Origin of the sequence: Novosphingobium sp. 9, from assembly GCF_025340265.1 — a bacterium.
Taxonomy (GTDB): Bacteria; Pseudomonadota; Alphaproteobacteria; order Sphingomonadales; family Sphingomonadaceae; genus Novosphingobium.
On record NZ_CP022707.1, the window covers coordinates 458,396 to 480,258 of the forward strand.

General features: G+C 66.1%; 16 protein-coding genes and 4 pseudogenes. 15 read left to right on the plus strand and 5 right to left on the minus strand.

Annotation, left to right across the window (positions count from 1 at the left end; genetic code table 11):
* Window positions 1-10: 10 nt before the first annotated feature.
* The 6 genes and pseudogenes from CI805_RS02295 to CI805_RS02320 all read left to right on the plus strand — a co-directional run bounded on the left by CI805_RS02295 (window position 11) and on the right by CI805_RS02320 (window position 5,165).
* Window positions 11-1,831 (plus strand): heparinase II/III family protein, encoded by a 1,821-nt coding sequence (locus CI805_RS02295; RefSeq protein WP_409934920.1) that lies wholly within the window; start codon window positions 11-13, stop codon window positions 1,829-1,831.
* Window positions 1,832-1,837: 6 nt separating this feature from the next.
* A complete protein-coding gene (locus tag CI805_RS02300) occupies window positions 1,838-2,107 on the plus strand; it encodes a hypothetical protein (RefSeq protein WP_260925751.1) in 270 nt (89 codons plus the stop codon).
* Between the two features lie 312 nt (window positions 2,108-2,419).
* Window positions 2,420-4,010, plus strand: a pseudogene (gene purH, locus CI805_RS02305) (bifunctional phosphoribosylaminoimidazolecarboxamide formyltransferase/IMP cyclohydrolase).
* A gap of 48 nt (window positions 4,011-4,058) precedes the next feature.
* The gene (locus CI805_RS02310; RefSeq protein ID WP_260925753.1) at window positions 4,059-4,268 is read left to right on the plus strand and encodes a hypothetical protein; all 210 of its coding nucleotides are present in this window, start codon (window positions 4,059-4,061) and stop codon (window positions 4,266-4,268) included.
* Between the two features lie 203 nt (window positions 4,269-4,471).
* Entirely contained in the window at window positions 4,472-4,627 is a 156-nt protein-coding gene (locus tag CI805_RS02315; protein ID WP_260925756.1) for a hypothetical protein, read from the plus strand.
* Window positions 4,628-4,685: 58 nt separating this feature from the next.
* Entirely contained in the window at window positions 4,686-5,165 is a 480-nt protein-coding gene (locus CI805_RS02320) for a Fur family transcriptional regulator (RefSeq protein WP_260925759.1), read from the plus strand.
* Between the two features lie 73 nt (window positions 5,166-5,238).
* On the opposite strand, the gene CI805_RS02325 is transcribed toward CI805_RS02320, so the two are convergent.
* The 4 genes and pseudogenes from CI805_RS02325 to CI805_RS02340 all read right to left on the minus strand — a co-directional run bounded on the left by CI805_RS02325 (window position 5,239) and on the right by CI805_RS02340 (window position 9,957).
* Window positions 5,239-5,943, minus strand: coding sequence for a Crp/Fnr family transcriptional regulator (locus CI805_RS02325; protein ID WP_260925762.1), 705 nt, complete (start codon window positions 5,941-5,943; stop codon window positions 5,239-5,241).
* Window positions 5,944-6,024: 81 nt separating this feature from the next.
* Window positions 6,025-6,877 (minus strand): annotated as a pseudogene (locus CI805_RS02330) (SMP-30/gluconolactonase/LRE family protein).
* A 125-nt stretch (window positions 6,878-7,002) separates the two neighbouring features.
* Window positions 7,003-8,793, minus strand: a pseudogene (locus CI805_RS02335) (IlvD/Edd family dehydratase).
* 15 nt (window positions 8,794-8,808) lie between these two features.
* Window positions 8,809-9,957: pseudogene (locus tag CI805_RS02340) on the minus strand (aldose epimerase family protein).
* Window positions 9,958-10,109: 152 nt separating this feature from the next.
* Here CI805_RS02340 and CI805_RS02345 point away from each other — a divergent pair.
* Window positions 10,110-11,438 carry a sugar MFS transporter gene (locus tag CI805_RS02345; protein WP_260925765.1) on the plus strand — a complete coding sequence of 443 codons (1,329 nt, stop codon included), beginning with the start codon at window positions 10,110-10,112 and terminating at the stop codon, window positions 11,436-11,438.
* Window positions 11,439-11,526: 88 nt separating this feature from the next.
* Here the strand turns inward: CI805_RS02345 and CI805_RS02350 are convergent, their stop codons facing one another.
* Window positions 11,527-12,288: a FadR/GntR family transcriptional regulator gene (locus CI805_RS02350; protein ID WP_260925767.1), complete on the minus strand. Its 762-nt coding sequence runs from the start codon at window positions 12,286-12,288 to the stop codon at window positions 11,527-11,529.
* Window positions 12,289-12,398: 110 nt separating this feature from the next.
* Here CI805_RS02350 and CI805_RS02355 point away from each other — a divergent pair, with 110 nt between their 5' ends.
* From CI805_RS02355 to CI805_RS02390, 8 genes are all read left to right on the plus strand, one after another.
* The gene (locus CI805_RS02355) at window positions 12,399-13,925 is read left to right on the plus strand and encodes an aldehyde dehydrogenase (NADP(+)) (RefSeq protein WP_260925770.1); all 1,527 of its coding nucleotides are present in this window, start codon (window positions 12,399-12,401) and stop codon (window positions 13,923-13,925) included.
* Between the two features lie 70 nt (window positions 13,926-13,995).
* Window positions 13,996-15,003 (plus strand): AraD1 family protein, encoded by a 1,008-nt coding sequence (araD1, locus tag CI805_RS02360; RefSeq protein WP_260925773.1) that lies wholly within the window; start codon window positions 13,996-13,998, stop codon window positions 15,001-15,003.
* A gap of 3 nt (window positions 15,004-15,006) precedes the next feature.
* Entirely contained in the window at window positions 15,007-15,933 is a 927-nt protein-coding gene (locus CI805_RS02365; protein ID WP_260925776.1) for a Gfo/Idh/MocA family protein, read from the plus strand.
* Between the two features lie 53 nt (window positions 15,934-15,986).
* A complete protein-coding gene (locus CI805_RS02370; RefSeq protein WP_260927715.1) occupies window positions 15,987-17,552 on the plus strand; it encodes an alpha-N-arabinofuranosidase in 1,566 nt (521 codons plus the stop codon).
* Entirely contained in the window at window positions 17,549-18,487 is a 939-nt protein-coding gene (locus tag CI805_RS02375; protein ID WP_260925778.1) for a 2-dehydro-3-deoxygalactonokinase, read from the plus strand. The genes CI805_RS02370 and CI805_RS02375 overlap by 4 nt, the downstream gene beginning before the upstream one ends.
* Window positions 18,484-19,122 carry a 2-dehydro-3-deoxy-6-phosphogalactonate aldolase gene (locus CI805_RS02380; protein ID WP_409934921.1) on the plus strand — a complete coding sequence of 213 codons (639 nt, stop codon included), beginning with the start codon at window positions 18,484-18,486 and terminating at the stop codon, window positions 19,120-19,122. The genes CI805_RS02375 and CI805_RS02380 overlap by 4 nt, the downstream gene beginning before the upstream one ends.
* A gap of 29 nt (window positions 19,123-19,151) precedes the next feature.
* A complete protein-coding gene (locus tag CI805_RS02385; protein WP_260925780.1) occupies window positions 19,152-20,183 on the plus strand; it encodes an arabinan endo-1,5-alpha-L-arabinosidase in 1,032 nt (343 codons plus the stop codon).
* 123 nt (window positions 20,184-20,306) lie between these two features.
* Window positions 20,307-21,755 carry a glycoside hydrolase family 43 protein gene (locus CI805_RS02390; protein WP_260925782.1) on the plus strand — a complete coding sequence of 483 codons (1,449 nt, stop codon included), beginning with the start codon at window positions 20,307-20,309 and terminating at the stop codon, window positions 21,753-21,755.
* Window positions 21,756-21,863: the final 108 nt, after the last annotated feature.

The following is a 21,863-nucleotide window of genomic DNA, read 5'->3' on the forward strand; positions in this document are numbered from 1 at the left end:
GCCCCTCGACGTGACTGCGGAGGATGACCTGACCCGTAACCCGGCGGACCCGCGCCTCACCAAGCTGCCCCCGGTCGAACCGGTCGCGCTCGACGGACTGGAGCCCGGCCGCGCGCTGGCGCTTGCCGATTTCGGCCCGCCGATGGTCGCACCGGGCGAACGGCTGCTGCGCATGGCCTATCGCCTCGGCCTGCCCGCCGCGCTGCTGAGCAATCCGCTGGGGCGTAGCAAGAAGCCGCGCGTCACGGCTACCGTGATCAACGCCGTTCCGGGCAATGCCGCCGCAGGCACGGCCCTTCGCGCCGGGCACTTCGTGATCCACGGCGCGCGAACCGCGATTGCCCAGATCGACTTCGCGGGCGCCCAGCGCGTCGCCCCGCCGCTGGAACGCTGCGTCCACAGCTTCGCCTGGCTCGCCGATCTCGACGCCTGCGGCGCGCGCGAACAGACCGCGCCGGTGGCAGAGCGCATTCTCGGCGCCTGGCTTCAGGCCAACCCCAAGGCACCGGGCCGCCCCGGCAAAGGCCCCGCGTGGAGTGTGGGCAATACCGGCATGCGCCTGCTCAACTGGCTGAGCTTCGCGCCGCTGATCCTCTCGGGCGACAAGGCCTTCCGCTCGCGCGCGCTCGCCGCCATTGCCGAGACCGCACGCTGGCTCGATCGCAATGTCGGCAAGGCCGAGGATTCGCTCGCCGAAGTGGCGGGTTGGTGCGGCATCGTCGCCGCAGGGCTCCTGCTGCCAGAAGGCACCCCGCGCCGCCTCTATGGCGAGGCCGGGCTGATGAAGGCGCTGGGCGAGACCATCGGCGACGATGGCGGCGTGCTTTCGCGCAGTCCGCTGGCGCAGATGGAGGCGATCGCGCTGCTGGTGCGCCTGCGCAACTGCTATCAGGCGACCCGGCGCGATCCGCCCGAGGCGATGGAGAACGTCATCGCCCTGCTGGTGCCGCCGCTGCTGGCGCTGTGCCACGGCGACGGTTCGCTGGGCAGCTGGCACGGCGGCTGGGCCGTCAGCGGCGCCGAGGTGGACGCGCTGGTCAAGGCCAGCGGCGTGCGAACCCGTCCCTTACGCGAAGTGCGCCAGTGGGGCTACCAGCGCGTCGCGGCACACCGCACAATCCTCCAGTTCGACACCGCCCCGCCGCCGATGCCGGGGCAGGCCCGCTCGGGCTGTGCCTCCACCCTCGCCTTCGAGCTGTCGCACAGCGGCGAGCGGATCATCGTCAACTGCGGCGGCGCAGCCAGCGGCGGCGGGCTCGTTCCCGTGCGGCTGGAGCAGGGCCTACGCGCCACCGCCGCGCACTCGACGCTGACGCTAGACGATGCCAACTCCACCGCCGTCCTGATCAACGGCGTGATCGGCCAGGGCGTCAGCATGGTCGATATCGACCGCAAGACGCTGCAGGCCGAGAGTGGCGGCAACGCCACCCGGTTGGAGGCCAGCCACAACGGCTATGCCGCGCGCTATGGCCTCACCCACAAGCGCATCCTGATCCTGCGCGACGACGGCAGCGAGCTGCGCGGCGAAGACCTGCTGGTGCCCGCCGCGCGCAAGGGCAAGCGCGGCCGCATCGGCTTCGCCATCCGCTTTCACCTCGGCGCAGGCGTCACCGTGGCCCCGGTCGAGGACAAGCAGGGTGCCAGCCTGCAGCTGCCCGACGGCAGCCTGTGGATGTTCCGCATCGGCAGCGGCGTGGGCGAAGTCGCCATCGAGGATTCGCTGTGGGTCGACGGGCAGGGCCGCCCGCAGGCCACGCAGCAACTGGTGATCGAAGGCATGGTCTCGCGCGGCGGCGGCTCGTTCGGCTGGCTGTTCAAGAAGGTGGGTTGAGGGGGCATGCCCTCGATGCATGTCCTCTACATCGGAATACTGGTTGTGGCCGCAATCGCGTGGCTGGTTCAGGGCAGAATTGCCCCGAAAAAGCTGCTCGCGACCGGCACATGCTGCTTCATACTGTCGCTGACGATGGCGGCCCTCGCCTATCCTTACGCGACGGTTCTAAGCGACGCCGCGATAATGGTCTACGTTCTGGTCTGTGGATGGCTCGGTATGCTTGGCGTGTTGCTTGCGGTGCCCGCAGCGTCGCTTCTATTCTTCAAGCGATAGAAGCCGCAAAATCGCCCCTCCCACATCCGTCTTCCCGGCGCAGGCCGGGATCGTCGTAAGCGCAGTACAACCTTTCGAGCGATCCTCGCCTGCGCCGGGATGACGCCTTATTGCGATCTCCCGTTGCCCGATGCATCGCATCGCGCCACAACCGCCACGGTGGGACGCTTTTGCGCGCGACTCGGGGTTGCCCGAATGTGGCCCACCGCATAAAGCGCCCAAAAAAGCCCGTTCCGTCGTTCCCAGAGGTTTCGTCGTGCAGGACGATCCCGGTGGACCGCGCCCTTCGCATTCGAAAAGGCCTCTTCCCGCATGACCGATACCGTCCAGATCCGCCGCGCCCTGCTTTCGGTTTCCGACAAGACCGGGCTTGCCACGCTCGGCAAGGCGCTCAGCGATCGCGGGGTTGAGCTGGTCTCGACCGGCGGCACCGCCAAGGCGCTGCGCGATGCCGGACTGACGGTGAAGGACATCTCCGAAATCACCGACTTCCCGAGATGATGGACGGTCGCGTCAAGACGCTGCACCCCAAGGTCCACGGCGGACTGCTGGCGGTGCGCGACAATCCCGAGCACGCCAAGGCCATGGCCGACCACGAGATCGGCGCGATCGATCTGGTGATCGTCAACCTCTACCCCTTCGAGGCGACCGTCGCCAAGGGGGCTGACCGCGACACCATTATCGAGAACATCGACATCGGCGGCCCCTCGATGGTGCGTTCGGCGGCGAAGAACCACGCCTATGTCACCATCGTCACCGACCCGGTTGATTACGAGGGCCTGCTGGTCGAACTGGAAGCCACGGACGGCGGCACCACGCTGGCCTTCCGCAAGCTGATGGCCGCGCGCGCCTTCGCGCAGACCGCCGCCTACGATTCGATGATCTCGCAGTGGTTCGCCTTCGCCGATCAGGGGCTTGAGTTCCCCGAGATGCTCAGCGTCAACGGTCGCCTCTCGACCACGCTGCGCTATGGCGAAAACCCGCACCAGAAGGCCGCGCTCTACACCCCCGTCGGCCCCTTCACCAAGGGTCTCGCACAAGGCGAGCAGATCCAGGGCAAGGAGCTGTCCTACAACAACTACAACGATGCCGACGCCGCCTTCGAGCTGGCTGCCGAGTTCCGCGGCCAGAAGCCTGCGGTGGTCATCGTCAAGCACGCCAACCCTGCGGCGTGGCGCAGGGCGACAGCCTGCTGGACGCTTGGGAAGGCGCGCTGGCCTGTGACGACGTTTCGGCCTTCGGCGGCATCGTCGCGGTGAACCAGACGCTCGATGGCCCCACCGCCGAAGCGATCTGCAAGATCTTCACCGAAGTCGTCGTCGCGCCCGATGCCGACGAGGAAGCACGCAAATTCTTCGCCAAAAAGAAGAACCTGCGCCTACTGCTGACCGGCGAACTGCCCGATCCGCGTCGTGGCGGCCTGACCGTCAAGCCGATCACCGGCGGGCTGCTGGTGCAGGGCCGCGACAACGGCGCCATCGGCTTCGACGATCTCAAGGTCGTGACCAAGCGCGCGCCGACCGACGCCGAACTGCGCGACTGTCTGTTCGCCTGGACCGTGGCCCGCCATGTCAAGTCGAACGCGATCGTCTATGCCAAGGATGGCGTCACCGCCGGGATCGGCGCGGGCCAGATGAACCGCCGCGACAGCTCGCGCATCGCCGCGATGAAGGCCGCCGAAGCGGCCGAGAAGTTCGGCTGGGCACAGGCGCGCACGGTCGGCTCGGCGGTCGCCTCGGACGCGTTCTTCCCCTTCGCCGATGGCCTGCTGGCCGCTGCCGAAGCGGGCGCCACCGCCGTGATCCAGCCGGGCGGCTCGATCCGCGACGACGAAGTGATCGCCGCTGCCGACGAGGCGGGTCTGGCGATGGTCTTCACCGGCATGCGCCACTTCAAGCACTGATCGGACAGCGCAGGGCCGAAATCGCCTGACAGGAATTCAGGGGACACCATGGACGTATCGGGACTCGGCGGACTGCTCGCACTGGCCTTTCTGGCCGGGCTGATGAGCGCCGCCGTGCTCCTGCGTTCGGGCCGCCTGCGTTCGCGCCGCCGCATGATCGCGGCGGCGGCGCTGCCGTTTATCTGCCTCGGCGTGCCGCTGGCATTGCTGGTCGTGGCCGCTGTATTTGGCGGCCTGATGCGCTGGATTTCGGCGTAAGAGTCAAAAAGGGCGGGTTCTCTAGGACTTGTTCATGACGGTTCGCCGACAGGTTCCCTCAGCCTGCCGCAGTGCACAAACATTTCGACGCAAGCGCAACTCCACGTGCCGATAATTCACTGGACTGAAAGGGTCGAAAGTCCAAATGGGCCGCGAGCGCACCGCAGTGCACGCTCGCACATGCAACCATCTGGACACGAATAATGGGACTCTTCAAGGCCGACTTCTACCGCTTCCTCGCGCTCGGCTTCGCCGGCGGCGCGCTGCTGGTGCTGGGCGGACTGGGTCTCGAGCGCGCCACCTCGCTGTCGGACGGGATCGTCCCCGCCGCCGAAGCCGCGCCCGCCATCCAGCACTGATTTCCCGGCAGAACCAGCCCTCAAGCCAGCCATTGCGGCAACAGCGGACAGGGGCCATATGGGGTCCATGTCCGCGACCCAGCACAGCCACCACGAACACTCCGGCGACAGCCTGACCAAGGCCGCCCACACCGCGCTCGTCGAAGCCGGCGAGCAGTGGACCGACATGCGCGCCGACGTGTTCGCCGCCCTTGCCGAGCGCCAGGTTCCCGCCTCTGCCTACGATCTTGCCGAAAGCGTCTCGGCGCTGCGTGGCAAGCGGGTGGCGCCCAACTCGGTCTACCGCATCCTCGACCTGTTCGTGCGCACCAACCTCGCGCGCCGGGTAGAGAGCGCGAACGCCTACCTCGCGAACAGCCACCCCGGTTGCCGGCATGACTGCATTTTCCTGATCTGCGATGCCTGCGGGCGCGCCGTCCATATCGACGACGACAAGCTCACCGGATCGCTGATCGCGGCGGCGAAGAACGCGGGGTTTGCCGATGTGCGCCCGGTGGTCGAACTGCGCGGCACCTGCGCGGAATGCAGCGACGGCTGAAAGGGTCGTCTGAAAACGCCTGAAGCGTTCTTTGCCCCCTTTAGACCCGGTCTATCCCCCTTCTCGGTGCCTTTTAGCCCGCCTCAGCGGTGAGCGCGTCGAGATCGACCACGCGCACTTCGCGGCGCGAAGGCAGATCGATAATTCCCTCGTTTTTCAGGCGCGTAAACTGGCGACTGACGGTCTCGATGGTGAGGCCCAGCACATCGGCGATCTGCTGACGCGAAAACGGCAGGTCCACCAGCGGCCCGCTGCCGCCGGGTCCTGCATGGGCCGCGCAGCCCTTCGGCCCGAGCCGCTCCACCATCTCCAGCAGGAAGCTTGCCAGCTTCTCCGAGGCGGATTTGCGGCCCAGAAGCAGCATCCAGCGGCGTGTGCGGTCCAGTTCGCCCAGCGTGCGCTCCAGCAGGCGGTGCTCCAGCGCAGGATGCTGGCGCGCAAAGGCATCGAAATCGCGCCGTGCGAACACGCAGACAGTGGCGTCGGTCAGCGCGGTCACACCGTGGCCGGTCGTCCCACCGAAAGGTCTGCCAATAAAGTCAGAGGGATAGACGACGCCGACGATCTGCTCGCGGCCATCCTCGGTATTGGTCGAAAGCTTGAGCACACCGTCGATGACATTGGCGACGAGGACCGAATCCTCGCCCTCCCACATCAGCGACTCGCCCGCCTCCAGCCGCCGCGTGCGCCCGATGGTGTTGAGCGCCTCAAGTTCGACGGGATGAAGTGCGGCGCAGATCGCCCGGTTACGGACAACGCAGAGGTCACAGGAGGACATGACAAAGGATTACCAGCGCCGCAAGTCCCGCTCAAGTAACATCGGCTCAAGGACTTGCGGCGTTTTGTCCTACCTCGCGGGTTAACCTTTATAGGTGCCCGCCGGAAGCCCCCGAACCCCGCAATCAACCTCGAACAGCGCACCGTCGTACTCGGTTTCGGGCAAGCCGATGGCGCGCTGGTGACGAACAGACGGTCATGATCGGGGCCGCAGAACGCCATATTGGTGATCTGCTGCGCGGGCAGTTCGATCGAGCGCATGTGTTTGCCTTCGGCATCGAACCGGCTGATCCGCGCGCCGCCCCAATGGGCGATCCACAGGCAGCCCTCGGCATCGACGGTCATCCCATCGGGGTAGCCATCGGCATCGGAAAAGCGAATGAACTCCTGACGATCGACGGCGCCGTCGGCCTCCAGCCGAAAGCGGAACACGGTGCGGCGCGCGGTATCGCTGTGGTAGAGCCAGTCCCCGCAGAGCGAGAATGCAGGGCCATTGGGCACGCGATAACCGCTGTCGATCACCTGCCATTCGCCCGAGGGCGAAAGGCGGTAGAGCGCGCCCGAATCGGCCTCTTCCGCCATGTCCATGGTGCCGAACCAGACCGCGCCGTGGCGATCCGCCTTGCCATCGTTCATGCGATTGCCGGGCAGGTGCGGTTCGGGATCGCGGCGATCCGCCACGCTGACCGGATCGAGCGCGATCTCGGCCACGCCATCGCGGAAACCGCCGATAAGACCGCCTGCCTCGCGCGAGGCCACCCAGCCGAGCGGCGCAGGCATATCCCAGCGCGCGATGCTGTCATCCGCCAACGACAGGCGGTTCAGTGCAGGGGCAAGAATATCCACCCAGTAGAAGGCGTTATCGCGGGCGGACCACATGGCGCCCTCCCCAAGGTATCGCGGACATCGCGGTCGATCTTGCGCCATAGCGTCATCGTTTCAAACCCTTCCTCTCCAACATGCGTCCGGCCCGCCCTTCGGTCCAGCCTCATACCCGCAAGGGCAAAGGCTGAAGGAAGAAGCGGGCCGGCGCTTACTCACAGTCCTGAGACTGCATGTCCTAGTGGTTGTCGCGCGGAAGCCCCATGGTCTGGGCAATGCGCTGGTACTTCTCGGCCCCTTCCAGGATCGCGCCGGTGTCCATCTGGCCGACGACCGAACGCTGGATCTCCTGCCACGGCGTCTGCGAGGCCGGGTAGGCATAGCCACCACTGGCTTCGAGAGCCGCGCGGCGCTCGGCCAGAACTTCGTCCGAGACCAGCACGTTCACGACGCCCTTCTTCAGGTCCATGCGCACGCGATCGCCGGTTTCCAGCAGGGCCAGACCACCCATCGCCGCCGCTTCGGGCGAGGCGTTGAGGATCGAGGGACTGCCCGAGGTGCCCGACTGACGCCCGTCACCGATGCACGGCAGCGCCGTCACGCCTTCGGTGATGAGGTAGGCCGGCGGACGCATGTTCACGACTCGGCCGCCCGGGATAGCCGATCGGACCGGCACCGCGCATGAACATCAGCGTTTCGGGCGTGATGCCGACGGCGGGGTCGTCGATCCGGTGATGGTAGTCCTCGGGACCGTCGAACACCACGGCAGGGCCTTCGAAAGCCTCCGGATCTTCCGGGTTCGACAGATAACGGTCGCGGAACTCCTTGGAGATCACGCTGGTCTTCATGATCGCGGCGTCGAACAGATTGCCAGACAGCACCAGGAAGCCCGCTTCCTCGACCAGCGGCTGGTCGAAGGTCTTGATAACGCGGTCGTCCTCGATCGTGGCATCGCGGCAGTTGTCGCCCATGGTCTTACCGTTGACGGTCAACGCGCCCTCGTTGATCAGCCCCTGCTTGATGAGCTGTGCGACCACGGCGGGAACACCGCCAGCGCGGTAGTAATCCTCGCCGAGGTACTCGCCCGCAGGCTGCAGGTTCACCAGCAGCGGGATCTTGTGCCCGAGGCGTTCCCAGTCCTTGAGCGGCAGTTCCACGCCGATATGGCGGGCGATAGCGGCAAGGTGGATCGGCGCGTTGGTCGATCCGCCGATCGCGGCGTTGATGACGATGGCGTTGTGGAACGCCTCCAGCGTCATGATGTCCGAGGGCTTCAGGTCCTCATGCACCATGTCGACGATGCGCTTGCCGGTATAATAAGCGCATTCCTGACGATCGCGATACGGCGCCGGAATCGCGGCCGAGCCGGGCAGCATCATGCCCAGCGCTTCGGCCAGCGAGTTCATCGTCGTCGCCGTGCCCATCGTGTTGCAGTAGCCGGTCGAGGGCCGAGGACGCGACGAGCTTGATGAAGCCGTCCGCGTCCAGTTCGCCCGCCGCCATCATCTGGCGGCCCTTCCACACGATGGTGCCCGAACCGGTACGCTCGCCCTTATGCCAGCCGTTGAGCATCGGACCGACCGACAGCGCGATTGCCGGGATGTTCACCGTCGCCGCCGCCATCAGCATCGCAGGCGTGGTTTTGTCGCAACCCGTGGTCAGCACCACGCCATCGAGCGGGTAGCCGTAGAGCGCTTCGACCAGACCGAGGTACGAAAGGTTGCGATCAAGCCCGCTGTCGGACGCTTGCCGGTTTCCTGGATCGGGTGGACCGGGAACTCGATGGCGATACCGCCTGCCTCGCGGATACCCTCGCGGATGCGCTCCGCCAGCACCAGGTGGTGGCGGTTGCAGGGCGAGAGATCGCTGCCGGACTGGCGATGCCGATGATCGGCTTGCCCGAGCGCAGTTCCTCCAGACTGAGGCCGAAATTCAGATACCGCTCCAGATAGAGCGAGGTCATGTCGATATTGTCGGGGTTGTCGAACCAGGCGCGTGAGCGCAGCTTGGGCTTGGCAGTTTCGGTCACAGAAGGGGCCTCAGGTCAACGGTCAATGGAAACGCGGTAGATCATGACATGCCGATAGGGCTTGCCGGGATCGACGCGGGCCGAGACGAAGTTGGGATGGTTGGGAGAATCGGGGAACTTCTGCGGCTCAAGCGCGATGCCGTCCCCATGCGATAGAGGTGGCCATGCTTACCCAGATACGTCCCGTCGAGGAAGTTGCCGGTGTAGACCTGCACGCCGGGCTCGGTGGTCAGCACTTCGAGCACGCGGCCCGAAGCGGGATCTTCCAGCTTGGCGGCCAGCTCGGGCGTCTTGGTCAGGCCCTTGTCGAGCGCGAAGTTGTGGTCGTAACCGTGGCCCTTGATGATCTGCTCGTCGTTGCCATCGCGAATGCCGTCATTGAAACGACGGCCCTTGCGGAAATCGAACACGGTGCCGGTGACATCACGCAGCTCGCCAGTCGGGATCAGGTGATCGTTGACCGGCGTGTAGTGGCCGGCGGGAACGGTCAGGACTTCGTCCATCGCACCCTCGGGGGAACCCTCACCGCCCATGTTGAAGATCGGTGGTTGGTCATGTTGATGACCGTGGGCTTGTCGGTGTGGCATCGAACTGGATGGTCAGCGCGCCCTTCTCGTCAAGCGTGTACGTGACCTTGGCCTTCACCGTGCCGGGATAACCCGAATCACCATCCGGGCTGACGTGCGAAAGCACGACGCTGGCCGTCGGGCCGGACTTCACCTGCTCGACCTTCCAGTTCTGCATGTCGAAACCCTTGCCGCCGCCGTGCAGCGACTGGCCATGGTCGTTCTGCGGCAGCTGATAGGTCTTGCCGTCGAGCGTGAACTGGCCATTGGCGATGCGGTTGGCATAGCGGCCGATGGTCGAGCCCCAGAAGTTGGGCTTGGTCTCGTAGCTGTGAAGATCGTCGTAGCCGAGCAGGATATCTGCGGTCTTGCCGTTGCGATCGGGCGCCATCATCTTCCACAGCGTAGCGCCGAAGGTCAGGATCGTCGCCGAAACGCCGTTGTCCGCCTTGAGCGTGATCGCCTGCACATCGGTGCCGTCGGAGAGCTTGCCCGCGCTCGTCTGCGTGGCCTCGGCCGCCTGCGCGCCCGGCGCCGCAGCCAATACCAGAGCCAGCGCGACGGCCGTTGCCGCCGTTCCCTGAAGCATCCTCTTCATCCCGCCCAGTCCTTTTCGTTCGTCCATTTCGTTCGCGAAGCATTGACGTGTCCGCGTCGCCCATATAGTCCGACAAATAGAAAGAGCGCAAGCCGGTTCGCCCGATTTCGGGCCATACGAAGCCGGGGCAGCGCGAATGCGAGAGGATCGACATGCCGCCAGTGATCTCGTCGTCTGACGTCCAGAGCCAGGCCACCTCGGGCACCGCGCCCGGCGTACGCTATGGCCCGGCGCTGACATTGCTTGCCAGCCTGTTCTTCATGTGGGGCTTCATCACCGTCATCAACAATACGCTGCTGCCGCACCTGCGCAGCGTGTTCGAACTGAGCTATTTCCAGGCGGCGCTGATCGAATCGGTGTGGTTCATCGCCTACTTCTTCGCCTCGATTCCCTCGGCGCTGCTGATCGAGCGGATCGGCTACAAGAAGTCGCTGGTGACGGGCCTGCTGATCATGGCGGGTGGTGCGGTCGGCATGATGGTCGCCGCCAGCATCCCTTCCTATGGCGTCACGCTGGTCATGCTGTTCGTGATCGCCAGCGGCATCACGTTGCTGCAGGTTGCGGCGAACCCTTATGTCGCCGTTGTCGGCAAGCCCGAGACCGCATCTTCGCGCCTCAATCTGGTGCAGGCGATGAACTCGGCTGGTACGATGCTCGCACCTGCTTTCGGCGCCTACCTGATCCTCGGTCGCTCCAAGAGCGGCACCGCTGCTGCCGATGCCGTGCTGAGCAAGGCCGACCGACTTGCCGACGCCCATGCGGTGATCCTGCCTTATGCCCTGGTCGCAATCGTGCTCGTCGTGCTCGCCATCGTGATCGCACGCTTCCCGCTGCCCGCGATGGTCTCAAGCAAGGCGCATGGCGAGAAGAAGAAGGGTCTGCTGAACCCTGAACTGTTCAAGCACCGCAATCTGGTGTTCGGCATCCCCGCGATCTTCATCTACCTGATCGCCGAGATCGGCGTCGCCAACCTGTTCATCAACTTCGTCAGCCGCCCCGACATCGGCAACATGACGCATGAGATGGCAGGCAAGTACCTCTCGCTGCTGTGGGGCGGCATGATGGTGGGCCGTTTCGCCGGCTCGGCAATCATGCAGCGCATCGACGCGGGCAAGGTGCTGGCGTTCTTCTCGATCGGCGCCTTCGTGGTGATGCTGGTCACGGTCTTCGCGCATGGCCCGGTGGCGATGTGGTCGCTGATCCTCGTCGGCCTGTTCCACTCGATCATGTTCCCGACGATCTTCACGCTGGGCATCAAGGGCCTCGGCCCGCTGACCGAGGAAGCCTCGGGCCTGCTGGTCATGGCCATTGCCGGTGGCGCGCTGGTGGCCGTGCAGGGCTGGATCGCCGATGCCTATGGCCTGCAGACCTCGTTCCTCCTGACGGCGGCTTGCGAACTCTACGTCCTGTTCTATGCCTTGTGGGGTTCGAAGACCACGCATGCGCTGCCAGAACAGCAGGCCGTGGAAGCTGCGGAGTAAGCACGCGGCACGCCCCACAAGGACACGAAAAGGCCCGGAAAGTCACCTCGACTTCCGGGCCTTTTTTCATGCCTGCGACGGCGGAAGATCAGTCGCTGACGATCATCGAACTGCGGGTATCTTCCAGCGCCAGATCGACCAGCACATTCATCGCCTCGGCCGCCGCATCGGCGTCGCCTTCGGCAATGGCATCGTAGACCTTGACGTGATCGGGGATCGGATTGCGCGGCAGCGCGCGGGCGCGCTGCTTGAACTGGGTGGTCCAGTTGACCGCCGCGCCGATGCTGGCACTCAGCACGATCAGCGCCGGATTGCGGGTGGCCTGAAGGATAGCGTTGTGGAAGTCACGGTCGGCGGCACGCCCTGCCTCGGTGGTCAGCGTGTGGCGACGCATCGCCGCCAGTGCATCCTTCATCACCTTGAGATCGGCCTTGTCACGCCGTTGCGCGGCAAAGCGCGCGGCGGCAGGCTCCACCACGGCGCGCAGTTCGAACAGGCTGCGCACGAACTCCACGTCCGGCTCGCCCGCGAAGGCCCAGCCCAGCACATCGGGATCGAGCAGGTTCCAGCGCTCACGCGGAAGTACCCGCGTCCCCGCCTTGGGACGGCTGGCAACCAGCCCCTTGGCGGCAAGCACCTGGATCGCCTCGCGATAGGCGCTGCGCGAAACCTGCAACTCCTCGGCGAAGGCAACCTCGCCCGAAAGAATGTCACCCGGAGCATATTTGCCCGACAAGATTTCGGTTCCCAGCTTATGGGCAATCGCGCCATGGAGGCGCCGACCAGGGCCGCGCTGCTCCTCATTGGATCGCCCCGTCTCGATACCGGTCTTCAACTTCGCCGTTGTCACGTTAATGTTCACCTCTGAGGCTACCGTACCAGTGCCTTGCGCATGAAGGAACGACAAACATTGCGTTTCCCGCGCGACCCGAATATGTCGGAGTAAATAGGAGAGTCCCGATGACTGAATTTCGTTCCGTAGTGGCTGCAACCGGCGAGCCGCAGGGCGACGCCTTTGCCGTCCACGGACCGGCCGATGTGGCAGAAGCCTGCGCCAAGGCCGATGCTGCATTCGACGTATACCGCGCCACGGACCGCGAAACCCGCGCCGCTTTCCTTGAGCGAATCGCGGATGAGATCATGGCGATCGGCGATCCGCTGATCGAAGCCTACATCGCCGAGAGCGGCCTGCCCCGCGGTCGCGGCGAAGGTGAGCGTGGCCGTACCTGCGGCCAGCTCAAGATGTTTGCCGACTACGTCCGCAAGGGCCTGTGGCAGCAGCTGCGCATCGACCCCGCGCTGCCCGACCGTGCCCCGCTGCCCCGCCCGGACCTGCGCCTGCGCATGATCCCGGTCGGTCCGGTCGCGGTGTTTGGCGCCTCGAACTTCCCGCTTGCCTTCTCGACCGCTGGCGGCGACACCGCCTCGGCGCTCGCCGCCGGTTGCCCGGTCGTCGTCAAGGGCCACCCGGCCCACCCGATCACCGGCGCGCTCGTGGCACAGGCGATCAGCAAGGCCGTGGCCGATGCAGGGCTTCCCGAAGGCGTGTTCCAGCACCTCGTCGGTCCCTCGAACGAGCTGGGTTCGGCGCTGGTGCAGGACCCGCGCATCATGGCCGTAGGCTTCACCGGCTCGCGCGGCGGCGGCCTCGCCCTTGCCAAGCTGGCAGCGGCCCGCGACGTGCCGATCCCGGTCTATGCCGAAATGTCGAGCATCAACCCCGTCCTGCTGCTTCCCGAAGCGCTCAAGGCACGCGGTGAGGCCCTCGGCACCGCCTATATCGGTTCGCTGACGATGGGCGCAGGCCAGTTCTGCACCAACCCCGGCCTGATCCTCGCGATCGAGGGTGAAGGTCTCGACGCCTTCGTCACCGCTGCCGAGGCTGGCGTCACGCAGGCACAGCCGCAGACCATGCTGACCACCGGCATCGCTGCTGCCTATGCCAAGGGTGTCGAAGCACTGGAAGGCAACCCCGGCGTCGATCTTGTCGGCAAGGGCGCCGACGGTTCGACCACCACGGGTGGCGCCATCGTGTTCCGCACCACCGCCGCCAAGTTCCTGGCGGACAAGGCGATGGGGCACGAAGTGTTCGGCGCCTCTTCGATCCTCGTCGTCTGTCAGGACGAGGCCGAGATGGTCGAACTGCTCAAGGGTCTGGAAGGCCAGCTGACCGCCACGCTCCACATGGACGCAGCCGACGAGGCGATTGCCGCCCGCGTCCTGCCGGTGCTGGAGCGCAAGGTGGGCCGTATCCTCGCCAACGGCTGGCCGACCGGCGTCGAAGTGAGCCACGCGATGGTTCACGGCGGCCCCTTCCCGTCGACCTCCGATCCGCGCACGACCTCGGTCGGCAGCATGGCGATCGACCGCTACCTGCGCCCCGTCAGCTACCAGAATCTGAGCGACGGTGTGCTTCCGCCCGAACTGCGAGACGGCGCCAAGGGTGACGGCGCCCCGCGCCTCATCGACGGCGTGCTGACCCTGTAACCCTTAACTTCGTAAAATCCCGCGGCGCGCTCCCATCAAAACAGAAGCGCGCCGCGTCCGGGAGAGATTGATGACTGACCTTCGCCTGCTGCAGCATCGCGCGCCGGATGGCTCGCGTTCCGTGATCTTCGCACAAGGGCCGAGCGCCCGCTTCCTCAAGGGCCCTGCCTCGATCCGCGAACTGGCGCTGGCCGCCATCGCTGCCGGGCAGACCCTGGCCGAAGCGGCTGCGGCTTGCGAAGCAGGCGAGGCGGTCGACATCGCCGCCGAACTGGCGGCAGGCAACCTGCTTGCCCCCATCGACCATGCCGACGCGGCCCACGTCCTGCTGACCGGCACCGGCCTGACCCACCTCGGCTCGGCCGAAGGTCGCGACAAGATGCACAAGGCCGCTGCTTCGGCTGCCGAAACCGGCGCGCATGTCACCGATTCGATGCGCATGTTCCTCGAGGGTCTCGAAGGCGGCAAGCCCGCAGCCGGCGAAGTCGGCCAGCAGCCCGAATGGTTCTACAAGGGCGACGGATCGCAGCTCGTCGGCCCCGGCGAAACGCTGACCATGCCTGCATTCGCCAAGGACGGCGGCGAGGAGCCGGAACTGGCCGGTATCTACCTGATCGGCGAAGACGGCACTCCCTACCGCCTCGGTCTCGCGCTTGCCAACGAGTTCTCGGACCATGTGACCGAGCGCCACAACTACCTCTGGCTCGCGCACTCGAAGCTGCGTCAGGCTGCGCTTGGCCCCGAGCTGCTGATCGGCACGCCGCCCGCCGCCATCGAGGGCACCAGCAAGATCGTCCGCAACGGCGAGACGCTGTGGGAAAAGCCGTTCCTGTCGGGCGAGGCGAACATGTCGCACACCTTCGCCAACCTGGAACATCACCACTTCAAGTACGACCTGTTCCGCCGCGCCGGCGACGTGCATGTCCACTTCTTCGGCACGGCAACGCTTTCGTTCAGCGACGGCATCGAGACGCTGGAAGGCGACGTGTTCGAGATTTCAGCCGCGCCCTTCACCCTGCCGCTCGCCAGCCCGCTGGCCCGTGCCGCAGAGCACACCGTTGTCGTGAAGGCGCTCTGAGCCATGGACCCGATCCGCATCGCCGTCGTTGGCATCGGCAAGATCGCGCGCGACCAGCACCTGCCCGCGATCGCCGGTAATTCGGCCTTCTCGCTGGCGGCTACGGTCAGCCCGCGCGATCCGGGGCCGGGCACGGTCGCGCACTTCAAGGACTTCGACACGCTGCTGGCCGAAGGCCCGGCGTTCGACGCGGTGGCGCTCTGCACGCCGCCGCAGGTCCGCTACGACCTGGCCGCGCAGGCCCTGCGCGCAGGCGTCCACACCTTCCTTGAGAAGCCGCCGGGCGCCACGCTCTCCGAAGTGATGGCCCTGAATGCGCTCGCCGAGAAGACCGGCGTCACGCTGTTCGCCTCGTGGCACTCGCGCTTTGCCGCCGGTGTCGCGCCCGCCAAGGCCTGGCTGGCCGAACGCCGCATCGACGCGGTGCGGATCGCCTGGCGCGAGGACGTGCGCGTGTGGCATCCGGGGCAGGACTGGATCTGGGAGCCGGGTGGCCTCGGCGTCTTCGATCCGGGCATCAACGCGCTCTCGATCCTCACGCATATCATGCCGCGCCCGGTATTCCTGCAGTCGGCAACGCTCAGCCTGCCCGCCAACCGCGCCGCACCGATCGCTGCCGACATCCACTTCCGCGACACCGCCGGCGCACCGATCCACATGGACCTCGACTGGCGCCAGACCGGCCCGCAATCGTGGGACATTGAGGTGGAGACCGACGCGGGCCTGCTCAAGCTCGCCAATGGCGGCGCCGTGCTGACCCTGCCTTCGGGCGTGCAGCATGCCGAAGATCTGGAATATCCGGGCCTCTACGCACGCTTCGCCAACCTGATCCGGGGTGGCCGCAGCGATGTCGATCTCGACCCGTTCCGCCTCGTCGCTGATGCGTTCCTGCGCGGCAAGCGGATCGCGGTGGAAGAATTCCACGACTGAACACGACGTACCCCAGCACACAATTCCCTGGGAGGGGGCAGACAATGACGACAATCACCCGCAACCTGCGCCGCGCTGGCCTCGCGCTGCTCATGGCCGGATCGGCGCTGGCGGCGCCGATTCAGGCTGACACCGGCGGCACGCCGACCACCGCGACGCTCGACGCCGCGCATCCGGGGCCGGAGTACCACAAGGAAATCTTCACGCAGTTCGCCGAGCATCTCGGCAACGGCATCTATGGGGGCCTGTGGGTCGGCAAGGGCAGCAAGATCCCCAATACCAACGGCTTCCGCAACGATGTCGTCTCGGCGCTGCGCGAGTTGCAGGTGCCCGTCATCCGCTGGCCGGGCGGCTGCTTCGCCGACGAGTACCACTGGCGTGAAGGCGTCGGCCCGCAGAACACCCGCCCGGTCAAGGTCAACACCCACTGGGGCGGCGTGACCGAGCCAAATACCGTGGGCACCGACGAATATTTCGAGCTGCTGCGTCAGGTCGGCGCCGAGGCCTATGTTTCGGGCAATGTCGGCGATGCCGCACCGCGCGAAATGGCCGAGTGGGTCGAATACATGACTGCCCCTGCCGGTTCGCTGGCGGACGAGCGCGGCAAGAACGGCCACAAGGCGCCGTACAAGCTCGCCTACTTCGGCATCGGCAACGAACTGTGGGGTTGCGGCGGCAGCATGCGGCCCGAATTCGCCGCCGACGAAACGCGCCGCTACGCAACGTTCGTCAAGGTGCCGGACGGCACCAAGACGCTCAAGATCGCGTCCGGCGCCAATGTCGACGACTATAACTGGACCGACACGATGATGCGGATCGCCGGCGACAAGGTCGACGGTCTCTCGCTCCACTACTACACGCTGCCCGGTGGCGGCTGGCCGCCGCATGCCGACCCGATCAACTTCACCGAAGCGGACTGGGCCGACACGCTGTGGAACGCCGAGCACATCGACGAGCTGATCACCAAGCACTCGGCGATCATGGACAAGTACGATCCCGCCAAGCGCGTGATGCTGGCCGTGGACGAATGGGGCACCTGGTTCGCACAGGATCCGGGCACGCATCCTGGTTTCCTGCGCCAGCAGAACACCCTGCGTGACGCGCTGGTCGCCTCCACCACGCTCGACATCTTCGCCAAGCACGCCGACCGCGTGCGCATGAGCGCCATCGCCCAGATGGTGAACGTGCTGCAGGCGATGATCCTGACCGACGGCTCGAAGATGGTGAAGACCCCGACCTATTGGGTCTACGACATGTACAAGCCGTGGCAGGACGCAACCGTGCTGCCGATCAAGATCGACGGGCCGAACTATGCCGCCGGCAAGTTCACGATGCCTGCCGTCAGCGGCTCGACGGTGAAGGCCAAGGACGGCCTGATCCATGTAGCGCTGTCGAACCTCGATCCCAACCAGCCCAACACCGTGACGATCGCGCTTGATGGCGTGAACGCCAGCAGTGTCGACGGCACGATCCTGACCGCCGCCGCGATGAACGCGCACAATACCTTCGAGGCCCCCGAGGCGATCAAGCCCGCCGCGTTCTCGGCTGCGCGTCTTGAGGGCGGCAAGCTGGTGGTGACGCTGCCCGCGAAGTCGGTCGTGGTGCTGACGCTGCGATGAGCACCTCGGGCGCCACTGCTGTCGTCGGCGATTGGGGCACTACCCGCCTGCGCCTCTTCCGCCTCGATACGGCGGGAGAGGTGGTGGCGCGGGTGGACGGCCCCGGCGTCGGGACGCTCGATCCGGCCAGTGCGCGCGCCGCACTGGCCGAGCGGCTCTCCGCATGGGTAGCCGAGGCGCCAATCTCGGACGTGCTGATCTGCGGCATGGCAGGCACCCCGCGCGCGCTCGTCGCGGCGGGCTATGCGCCCTGCCCGGTGGATCTGGACGGCTGGCTGGCCTCGCGCACCGAAACCGATGTGGCAGGCATTCCGGTGGCCGTTTTGCCCGGCCTTTCATGGCGTTCGGCAGAGGGCGTGCCCGAAGTCATGCGCGGCGAGGAGACCCAGGTCTTCGGCGCCATCGCGCTGAACCCCGAACTCGGCAAGGGCCGCCACCTGATCGTGCTGCCGGGCACCCATACCAAGTGGGTGGAACTGATCGACGGCACGATCACCGGCTACCGCACCTGCCCCACGGGCGAGACCTTCGCGCTGCTCTGTGGCCATTCGACGATGGGCGGTGACGATGCGGGCAATGGCTCGTTCGACGAAGGCTTTGCGCGCGGGCTGGAACGCGCCGCCGAACCTGCGATCGGCGCGCTGTTCGAGGCGCGTGCTGCGCGCATGCTCGATGGCCGCTCAAGCGAATGGTCACGCGGCTATCTTTCGGGCGTGCTGATCGGCGGAGAGATCGCCAGCCAGACCGAAAGCGCTGCCGATGTGGTGCTGATCGGTGATCCGAAACTCACCGGGCTTTACGAGCGCGCGCTGGCGGCGCAGGGACTGGGCGCAACGACTATCGAAGGCGATGCCGCCGTCCTCGCGGGCCTTCGCATCGCGCAGGCGCATGCGGCTCAAAACGTGGCCCGTAACACCTCTGGAGATTCCCAATGACCAAGGCCCTGACCGTCAACGAGGTTCTGGCACAAGGCGCCGTTCCCGTGGTCGCCATCCTGCGTGGCGTGCGTACCGAAGAGGCCGTTGCCATCGGCGAGGCGCTCGTCGCCGCAGGCGTGCGGCTGATCGAGGTGCCGTTCAATTCGCCCGATCCAGCGGGCTCGATCGCCGCGATGGTCGCCGCGATGGGAGACCGCGCGGCGATCGGCGGCGGCACCGTGACCAGCCCGGCACTGGCCGACGAACTCGCCGATGCAGGCGGCACGTTCATGGTTTCGCCCAATACCGATCCTACCGTCATCGCCCGCTCGCTGGAGCGCGGCATGGACGTGCTGCCCGGCTTTCTCACTCCGACCGAAGCCTTCGCGGCTGTCGGCGCGGGCGCGCGCGATCTCAAGCTGTTCCCCGGCTCTGTGCTGGGCAGCGGCTATGTGAAGGCGGTGCGCGAAGTGCTGCCGCGTGACTGCCGCGTCTGGGCGGTCGGCGGCGTCGGCCCGGCCAATGTCGCCGAGTTCCGCGCCGCAGGCGTGTTCGGCATCGGCGTGGGCGGGAGCCTCTACAAGCCGGGTGACAGCGCCGAGGTGGTCGGAGAACGCGCCGCCGCGCTGGTCGCGGCCTGGTCGGCCTGCTGACGAAGCCACGCTTCAGGGAGAGAATGATCATGATCGGTAGGAACACACTGCGGGCAGTCTGCACCGCAGCCCTGATCGCGTTGGCGCTTCCCGCGTCGGGCGGCGCGCAGGCTCCGGAAGGCACAAACACGCTGAACGACCGGCTGACCGGCGCGATCACCCCGGTCCACGATCCGGTGATCATCCGCGAAGGCCAGACCTACCACGTCTACAACACCATCGGGCGCTACATCGGCGAGAAAACCTCGACCGATCTCGTCCACTGGGTCAATGCGGGGCCGGTGTTCGACACCCTGCCCGCATGGGCGACCAAGGCCGTGCCCGGCACCGAAGGCATCTGGGCGCCCGACATCTCCTACGAGAACGGCGAGTACCGGCTGTATTACGCGGTCTCGACCTTCGGCTCGAACCGCTCTGCGGTGGGGCTTGCCACCAGCCCGACACTGGATCGGTCTTCCGCGAACTATCACTGGACCGACCACGGCCTTGTCGTGATGTCGACCGAAGCGGACGATTTCAACGCCATCGACCCGAACTTCGTCAAGGACGCGCAGGGCGGCCAATGGCTGACGCTGGGCAGCTTCTGGACCGGGATCAAGCTGTTCAGGCTCGATCCGAAAACCGGCAAGCCCGCGTCGGGCACCAAGCCGATCTCGCTGGCCCGCCGTCCTGTTCCGGCAGGCGCGCCCGACGCGATCGAGGCGCCGTTCATCCTCCCGCACGGCGGCTGGTACTACCTGCTGACCTCGTTCGATTACTGCTGCAAGGGCGTGAACAGCACTTATTACACAGTGATCTCGCGCTCGCGTAGCGTCACCGGGCCGTACCTTGGCAAGGATGGCAGCAAGGCGCTGGAAGGCGGCGGCAGCGTGCTGGTCCGCGCCGACCTGAAGGAGAAGGGACGCTTCCGCGGCCCCGGCCATCCCGGCGCTTTCACCGATACCGACGGCACGACCTACCTCGTCTATCACGCTTACGACAAGCAGCACGAGGGCGCACCCACGCTGCGCATCGCGCCGCTGATCTGGGGCGCGGACGGCTGGCCCGTCGCCCGATACTGACCTGATTACCGAACCCACCTGACGGCGCATCGCCCGGTTCCCCGAAGCGGGTGATGCGTCCTTTTTGGCTTACGACCTGCCCCCAAGCATCGGCAGGCACCCCGACATGGAAGAGGACGAAACATGGCATTCACCCTGACGCGCCGCCATTTCGCCGCCGGCACCGCGCTGCTGCCCATCGCCTGCACGGGAAACGGCAAGACCATCATTGGTGACACCGGACCGGTCCACCAGCCCGCACTGGCTGCCCCCGACATCGACAACCCAGTGGTCAAGAACCGCGCCGACGCGCAGGTCTTCCGCCATACCGACGGCTGGTATTACCTCACTGGCTCTGTGCCCGAATACGACCGTCTCGTGCTGCGCCGCGCCCGCACGCTGGAAGGCCTGCATGACGCCGAGGAGCGCGTGCTGTGGCGCCATGCCGCCAGCGGTCCGATGTCCGGCTTCATCTGGGCGCCCGAACTCCACCTCGTCGATGGGCACTGGACGATGTATTTCGCGGCAGGCCCCAGCGGCGGCGGCGAGGACGTGTTCCGCATCCGCACCTATGCCGTAATCTGCGACGGGCCGGACCCGATGACCGGCAACTGGTCGGTTCTGGGCGAGTTCAAGGCGCCGTGGGACAGCTTCAACCTCGATTCGACCAGCTTCGTCCATCGCGGCATCCGCTATTTCTGCTGGGCGCAGCGCGAACCGGGGATCGAGACGAACTCCAACCTCTATCTTGCGCCCATGGCCTCTGCCCTGACGCTGGCAGCAAAGCCGGTGCGCCTGACCGTGCCGACGCTGCCTTGGGAAATCCGGGGGTACAAGGTGAACGAGGCACCCTCATTCCTCGAACATCAGGGCCGGGTGTTCATCAGCTATTCCGCCTCCGCCACCGATGCCCGCTATTGCTTGGGCCTGCTGTGGGCCAAAGCGGACGCAAACCTGATGGATGCGGCCAGCTGGACCAAATCGCCCGAGCCGGTCTTCGTCACCTGCCCGGAAACCGGCGTCTACGGCCCCGGTCACAACAGCTTCACCACCGATCTCGAAGGCCACACCATGCTCGTCTACCACGGGCGTGACTATGAAAAAATCGAAGGCGATCCGCTGTTCGATCCCAACCGCCACACCCGCGTCCAGCGGCTCTATTTCAAGCCCGATGGCATGCCCGATTTCGGCGTGCCGGTCGGCAATGGACCGATGCCCGAACGCTTCCTTTCGGCCAATGGAAACGATGCCTACCTGGCGCATCAGAGCACCGATCTGATCGTGGGCGCCGCACCGTTGCCCAACACCCAGTTCCGCAGCCTCGATGCAGGGGACGGCACCGTCCATCTCTCGCCGATCCTGCTGCGCGACCATGTTCTGGCCGCAGACGTCAGCGGCGCGGTGAAACTCGTCCCGCTCGCCAGCGTCGCCGCCAATCCCGCAGCCGGGCGCTTCCGTCGGGTTGCCGGGAGCGGCAGAAACGCAGTGCGATTCGTCTGTGAAGGGCATGAGGGACTCGCGCTGGCGGCGGGCAAAACCGGCGTCACACTGGCGGCGGCGAGCAGCCCGGCAGCGCAGTGGCAGGCCGATTGATCGCGAATATGTCTGACAATTGTTGCAGGAAATCGCGGTTTGCGACTTTCCTGCAACAAAGCTGAGAGCTTTTTGCAGTCCAGCGTACATTTCCTCTTGCGTGAAATA

Coding starts and splice junctions, on each gene's coding strand:
- CI805_RS02390 (WP_260925782.1), top strand. CDS start 20,307: ATGGCATTCACCCTGACGCGCCGCCATTTCGCCGCCGGCACCGCGCTG.
- CI805_RS02380 (WP_409934921.1), top strand. CDS start 18,484: ATGACCAAGGCCCTGACCGTCAACGAGGTTCTGGCACAAGGCGCCGTT.
- CI805_RS02315 (WP_260925756.1), top strand. CDS start 4,472: ATGGGACTCTTCAAGGCCGACTTCTACCGCTTCCTCGCGCTCGGCTTC.
- CI805_RS02355 (WP_260925770.1), top strand. CDS start 12,399: ATGACTGAATTTCGTTCCGTAGTGGCTGCAACCGGCGAGCCGCAGGGC.
- CI805_RS02365 (WP_260925776.1), top strand. CDS start 15,007: ATGGACCCGATCCGCATCGCCGTCGTTGGCATCGGCAAGATCGCGCGC.
- CI805_RS02320 (WP_260925759.1), top strand. CDS start 4,686: ATGGGGTCCATGTCCGCGACCCAGCACAGCCACCACGAACACTCCGGC.
- CI805_RS02375 (WP_260925778.1), top strand. CDS start 17,549: ATGAGCACCTCGGGCGCCACTGCTGTCGTCGGCGATTGGGGCACTACC.
- CI805_RS02300 (WP_260925751.1), top strand. CDS start 1,838: ATGCCCTCGATGCATGTCCTCTACATCGGAATACTGGTTGTGGCCGCA.
- CI805_RS02345 (WP_260925765.1), top strand. CDS start 10,110: ATGCCGCCAGTGATCTCGTCGTCTGACGTCCAGAGCCAGGCCACCTCG.
- araD1 (WP_260925773.1), top strand. CDS start 13,996: ATGACTGACCTTCGCCTGCTGCAGCATCGCGCGCCGGATGGCTCGCGT.
- CI805_RS02325 (WP_260925762.1), bottom strand. CDS start 5,943: ATGTCCTCCTGTGACCTCTGCGTTGTCCGTAACCGGGCGATCTGCGCC.
- CI805_RS02385 (WP_260925780.1), top strand. CDS start 19,152: ATGATCGGTAGGAACACACTGCGGGCAGTCTGCACCGCAGCCCTGATC.
- CI805_RS02310 (WP_260925753.1), top strand. CDS start 4,059: ATGGACGTATCGGGACTCGGCGGACTGCTCGCACTGGCCTTTCTGGCC.